Origin of the sequence: Photorhabdus aballayi (genome assembly GCF_026153155.1) — a bacterium.
GTDB classification, from domain to species: Bacteria; Pseudomonadota; Gammaproteobacteria; order Enterobacterales; family Enterobacteriaceae; genus Photorhabdus; species Photorhabdus luminescens.
In genome coordinates this window covers 1-6570 of sequence record NZ_JAPFCD010000102.1, presented here as the reverse complement: position 1 = coordinate 6570, position 6570 = coordinate 1, and the positions used below count along the sequence as shown (strand labels likewise).

Here is a 6570-nt window from a genome sequence, read left to right as displayed (position 1 = left end):
GGTATCCGGAGCAACGATACGGATAAGGGGTTCGACGTTTTGGCCTTTGACGGTATCAGACGGTAGCGTCAGTTCAAATTGTTGGCCTGTTGGTAACACCAGAGGGCGATCATCTAATGTACCACTGTTTGGTAAGGTAACAGTCACAGGGGGGAGCACCCGTTCAGTTTGTTGAACTGGTGGAAGTACCGGGTGTTCAGTCAGAGCATCTCTGTTTGGTAGCGCTACTGTGCCGGACGATAATATCTGCTCAGTCTGTTGGCCTATAGGTGAAAATATTGGGTGTTCAGTGAGTGCATCTCTGTTTGGTAATGCCACTGCGCCGGACGATAATATCTGCTCAGTCTGTTGACCTGTAGGTGAAACTAATGGGCGATCAGTCGGTATGTCTCTGTTCGGGAGTGTGATGGCGTTGATAGTGGCATTTGTGAACGTAACTTCACCGGCTTCCGCCATTTTTGAGGTCAGATTAATCCCGGTTGGTGCACTTTGAACACGGCTTGTTTGCCTTTCATCTATTGTTATGCCGGTAGCGTCTGGACGCGTGTTGCCCTGCCAGGCTAGGGCTTTCAGGTCGATGATTTCGGTTATCGGTACCGGGTTATAATCTTCCCTGTCTTTTCCTTGGATGATCTTGGTTCCCCTGAGTCGACGTTTTTTCTTTTTGGCATACCAGTGGATTTGTTTACCTTCATCCGTGGTGATTCGTTCGCCTTTAGTGGCGTTATTGTGCAATTCGTCAATATCACCCCCGAGTATTCCACCTGCTACTATCTGGCTGTCATTATTGGTTAGCATCGTGCTATTTAGGGTCATATTCCCCCCGGACAAAATTTTACCCGGATCACTCTCTTTTATCTGGGTTTCATTGACGGTACGGGTGTATTGGTATTCGTGAAATTCTTCACTCCCGCTGCCGTCTGGCATGATAGCTCTTTGTATGCCGTATTTGTTTCTGTAAGAAGTGTCCACTTGTGACCAGTCATAGCGGGTAGCATGGCCGTTTAATACCGCTTCATGACGTTGGGATTTTTCTGTTTCGACGACCTTAGTGACTAAACCGGCGTTGGTGTTGTTAATTTGGTCGGCCTGAATCTTCAAATTGTTCCCGGCCTCAATTACCGCCGCGTGGTTATTGAGCTCACGGGCCTGACCGGTGGCTGTCAGGGTATTATCCAACTGGCCGCCGATGCGCATGTCACCCACGCTGAAAATATGGGCATGGTGACGGTTGTTGAGGGTTCCGGTACCAATATCTAATTTATCTCGGGCGGCAATGACGGCGGCCTTATCATCTTTTGCTGTGTTATTGAGCGTGCCGGTCTTGAGGGCTATTTGGTCACCGTAAATACGTCCGGTTCCGGTGTTGTCCAGTACTTTGGCGGTGAGATGGGTCAGTTCGCCGTCAATAAGCCCGGTGTTGGTCAGCGTGTTTCGGACGTTGACTTCGGTTTGCTTAGCTCTGATTTCCGCCGCTTGGGTGTTGGTGAGATTTTGGGCTTCCAGGTATGCCTGTTCGGCTTTAATTGTACTGTCATTGATAATATTGCCGTCGGTTTCCAGAGACAGCTTGCCGTCGGCAGCGATGTTACCGGTGTTGTGGAAGTCTTGTTTTAATTTTACCTCTATATCGCCCTGCGATAAGATTTGACCGTCACCGCTCAAGGCGTTGGCTTTAATTTTGACCTTTTCACTCCCAGTCAGTGTGCCTTGCTGGTTATTCACTGTCAGTTTCTGGGTTTTATCTTCGATGGTGAGTTGTTTTCCACCGGAGACTAGGCCTTGTTCGTTTTTCAGAGACTGATTAATGATAGCTTGCAGACGGTTGGCTCCCTGTAATGTTCCCTGGGTGTTATCCACCTGTTGAGCTTCAATTATCAGGTCTTGGGCTTCGGTACCCTGGTCAGGGTGATTAGTCTCCCGGTTAATAAGTTCTGCTGTTTTGAGTGTCAGTTGTTGGTCACTGTGGATAAGGCCGCCAGTATTGTTCGTTTGTTTCGGGGTGTTAATCGTCGCGTCACTTATGGCTCTGACCTGTCCGCGACGGTTGTCGAGCTGTAGGGTATTCAGGTTCAGGGTGTCAGTTGACAACAGTTTACCGTCTTGGTTATCCGTATCGGCTTGTCCGGTGTTGATGGTGAGTTTTTTGCCCTGAATGTGTCCGTGTTGGTTATTCAGTTTGCCGCTGGTCACGGTGGTGTTGTCGTCGCCAATAATACGGCCATGTTGGTTGTCCAGTAGCTGCCCGTTAGTGTCAATATTGACAGTTTTTGCTGACTTTAATGCGCCATTGTTGTTGATAAGCGTCTGGCTATGAATATCCAGTCCACTGTTACCCGCAATCAGTCCTTTTTTATTGGTCAGGGTTGTACTGGTAATCTTAGTTTTGCTATCCGCGGCGATAAAACCCGCGTCGTTGTTTAACTCACCGATATCCAGTGTCAAATCTCCTCGGGCAGAGAATTCGCCTGATTTATCTTTGTCGCCGGTGTTATTCAGGCGTTGGCCTTGAGTGTTGAGGTTCAGGTTGCCATCAGAATGGACATGGCCTTGTTGGTTATTAAATGCCTGGGTAATCAGCGTTATCTGTTGGGTACCGACAATGGTGTCTTGAGTGTTATTTACGGTGGCGATTTTACGATTGGTAATCGTACCAGCTTGATTATGTAAATCACCGCTGGTAATTAACATGTCGTCCTGGCTGCGGATACCGCCCCGATCACCACTGTTTTTATTCGTCAGTGAATGACCGTGTGTATCGAGAGTCAGTTTACCTGCGGATTGCAACAGACCGTCGCTGTTGTCAGTTTGGTTCACTGATAATGTTAGCGCCCCTTTTTCGCTGATAAGGGTTCCGCCCTGGTTGTTCAGTTCACCCCCGGTAACCGTTGCTGCTCCTGTACTGATGATCGCCCCATCCTGATTGTCGATGTCACCGGCAGTCAGGGCCATCGTTCCTTTACTGATAACGCCTTTGGTATCGCCGCTTTTGGCGGTGGTCAGTTTTTCTCCGTGAGTATCTAGCGTCATGTTGCCGTCAGACTTTATTAGTCCACCGGTACTGTTTAACTCGCCGCTATCGAGTTGCAGGTTTTTCTTACTGACTATAGTGCCGGTTAGATTGCTTAATATCTGTTGATGAGAATTGATGTGAGTTTCATCGCCACGGATATATCCGAGATCATTGATGAGTTCACCTGTCAGCAGTTTTAGGCTATCCCCTGCGAGGATTCCGTTAAGTTCTCCGCTATCGGTATTCGTCAGTTTTTGCTGTTGGGTATCCAGTTTCAGACTGGCAGCGGATTGTATCAGCCCACGTTGGTTGTTGACGGCTTGTGTTGTCAGATCGGCTTTTCCCTCCGAGAGGATTTTACCGTCGGTGTTGTTGAGGTTTTGGCTGGTCAGTGTAGTTTTACCTTTTGAGTCTATCACCCCCGCAGTGTTATCGATTTCGCCAGCTTCCAGGGTCAAGTCACTGTCGCTGCGTATACCGAGGTCATCCCCGCTTTGCGTATTAGTCAGCTTTTGGCCGTGGGTGTTAAGAGAAAGGGTTGTTTTGGATTGCAGCAAACCACTGGTGTTATGCAGTTCACCGGTATTCATGGTGAGTTGTTGATTCTGGCTGACAATTTTACCGCCAGTGTTATTAACGGTTCCTGATGATGTCACTTTAAGTTGCTGATTGGCTGTTATGGTCCCATGATGGTTATTGATGGTACCTGCGGCTATTGTTGGTGTTCCTTGGCTTGAGATTCCTTGCTCGGGTTGGCTGTTGCGGTTGGTTATTGTGCCTTGTTGCACATCCAGAGTCAGGTTTTTATCCGCATGGATCCAGCCTGCTTCATTATTGATACCTTGAGCAGTCAGCTTGACATTGCCTGCACTGACTATGCCTCCGGTCTTGCCGCTGTTGAGGTTAGTCAGTAGTTCGCCTTGTGTATCGAGTGTCAGATCACCCGCGGATTTCAACAGGCCGCCGCTGTTGTCGGTTTTTTTCACGGTCAATGTGAGTGCGCTGGTTTCACTGGCAAGGGTTCCGCCTTGGTTTTTCAGTTCACCGCCGGTAACGGTGGTTGTTCCTGTACCTTTGATAAAACCCTCTTGGTTGTCAATTTCACCGGTGGTCAGGGTCATTGTCCCTTTACTGATAACGCCGCCGGTTTTACCGCTTTTGGCGGTGGTCAGTTTTTCTCCGTGCGTGTCCAGTGTCATATCGCCGGTAGACTCTATTCTCCCACCAGTACTGTTGAGTTCTCCGCTATCGAGTTTTAGATTTTTCTTACTGAATATGGTGCCAGCCAAGTTGTTTAGCGCTTGTTGATGAGTGTTAATGTGGGTTTCGTTACCACGAATTTCGCCGCGGTCATTGATCAGTTTACCGGTAGTCAGTTCTAAGACATCTTCCGCGACGATCCCGCTGTTTTTACCGCTATCGGTGTTGGTTAGTTCATGCTGTTGGGTATCTAATTTTAGACTGGCTAAGGATTGTATCAGCCCACGTTGGTTGTTGACGGCTTGTGTTGTCAGATCGGCTTTTCCCTTCGAGAGGATTTTACCGTCAGTGTTGTTGAGGTTTTGGCTGGTCAGTGTAGTTTCACCTTGTGAATCTATCACGCCCGCAGTGTTATCAATTTCGCCAGCTTCCAGGGTTAGGTCACTGTCGCTACGTATGCCGAGGTCATTCCCGCTTTGCGTATTAATCAGCTTTTGGCCGTGGGTGTTAAGAGAAAGGGTTGTTTTGGATTGCAGCAAACCACTCGTGTTATTCAGTTCACCGGTATTCATGGTGAGTTGTTGATTCTGGCTGACTATTTTACCGCTGGTATTATCAACGGCTCCTGTTGATGTCACTTTGAGCTGCTTATCGGCGATAACTCTTCCCTGTTGGTTATCAAGGGTACCCGCAGTTATTGCCAACTCCCCCTGGCTTGAGATCCCCTGTTCAGGCTGGCTGTTGCGGTTGGTTATTGTGCCTTGTTGCCCATTCAGAGTCAGGTTTTTATCCGCATGGATCCAGCCCGCTTCATTATTGATGCCTTGAGCGGTCAGCTTGACATTGCCTGCACTGATTATGCCTCCAGTCTTGCCGCTGTTGAGGTTAGTCAGTAGTTCACCTTGTGTATCGAGTGTCAGATCACCCGCGGATTTCAACAGGCCGCCGCTGTTGTCAGTTTTTTTCACGGTCAATGTGAGCGCGCTGGTTTCACTGGCGAGGGTTCCGCCCTGGTTTTTCAGTTCGCCACCGGTAACGGTCGTTGTTCCTCTACCTTTGATAAAACCCTCTTGGTTGTCGATCTCGCCAGTAGTCAGCGTCAATGTTCCTTGACTGATAACGCCGCCGGTTTTGCCTTTTTTGGCGGTGGTCAGTTTTTCTCCATGCGTGTCCAGTGTCATATCGCCAGCAGACTCTATTCTTCCTCCAGTACTGTTGAGTTCTCCACTGTCGAGCTGTAGGTTTTTCTTACTGAATATAGTGCCCGCCAAGTTGTTTAGCGCTTGCTGATGAGTGTTAATGTGGGTTTGATCACCACGGATAGATCCGCGGTCGTTGATCAGTTTACCAGTAACCAGTTCTAAAGCCTCTTCTGCGATGATCCCGCCGTCGGTGTTAGTCAGTTCATGCTGTTGTGTATCTAATTTCAAACTGGTTGCGGATTGTATCAGTCCGCTTTGGTTGTTGACCGCTTGTGTTGTCAGATCGGCTTTTTTCCGCGAGAGGATTTTACCGCCGGTGTTGTTGAGGTTCTGGCTGGTCAGCGTGGTTTCACCTTGTGAATCTATCACGCCAGCGGTGTTATCAACTTCACCGGCGTCCAGGGTCAGGTCACTGCCGCTGCGGATACCGCGTTTTTCTCCGCTCTGTGCGTTAATTAATTTTTGGCCTTGGGTGTTGAGTGACAGGGTTGCGCCGGATTTCAGCAGACCACCGGTATTGTCAACGGTCCCGGATGTTACGGTGAGCTGTTTATCCGCTTCCACAGATCCTTGATGGTTATCAATAGCACTTGCTGTCAGCGTTAAGTCGCCTGAGCTACGGATACCCTGATCAGGCTGGCTGTTGCGGTTGGTTATCGTTCCTTTCTGCCCGTCAAGGATCAGGTTCTTACCCGCATGGATTAGGCCCGCATCGTTGTTAACGCCCTGGGTCGTCAGCTTGATGTCGCCTGTGCTGATGATGCCCCGGTCTTTGCCGCTGTGGGTGTTGGTTAGCAGCCCACCTTGTGTATCCAATGTTAAGTTACCCGCGGATTGCAGTAGTCCACCGCTGTTGTCGGTGTTGTTTACCGTTAATGTCAGGGAACCAGTTTTGCTGACCAGTTTTCCTCGTTGGTTGTGGAGTTCTCCACCGGTGATAGTTGTCGTTCCGGTACCCATAATGGCGCCATCGCGATTGTCGATCTCGCCTGTCGTTAAGGTGAGCGTTCCCTCACTGATAATGCCGTTGGTGTCGCCGCTTTTGGCGGTGGTTAGCTTTTTCCCGAGGGTGTCTAATGTCATGTCGCCATCAGATTTTATTTGTCCGCCGGTACTGTCGAGTTCTCCACTGTCCAGTTGCAGATTTTTCTTGCT

General features: G+C 49.1%; 1 protein-coding gene. It reads right to left on the bottom strand.

The features are described from left to right. On the bottom strand, window positions 1–6570 hold a 6570-nt coding region (locus OO184_RS24265), incomplete at both ends, for a beta strand repeat-containing protein (RefSeq protein WP_376712602.1).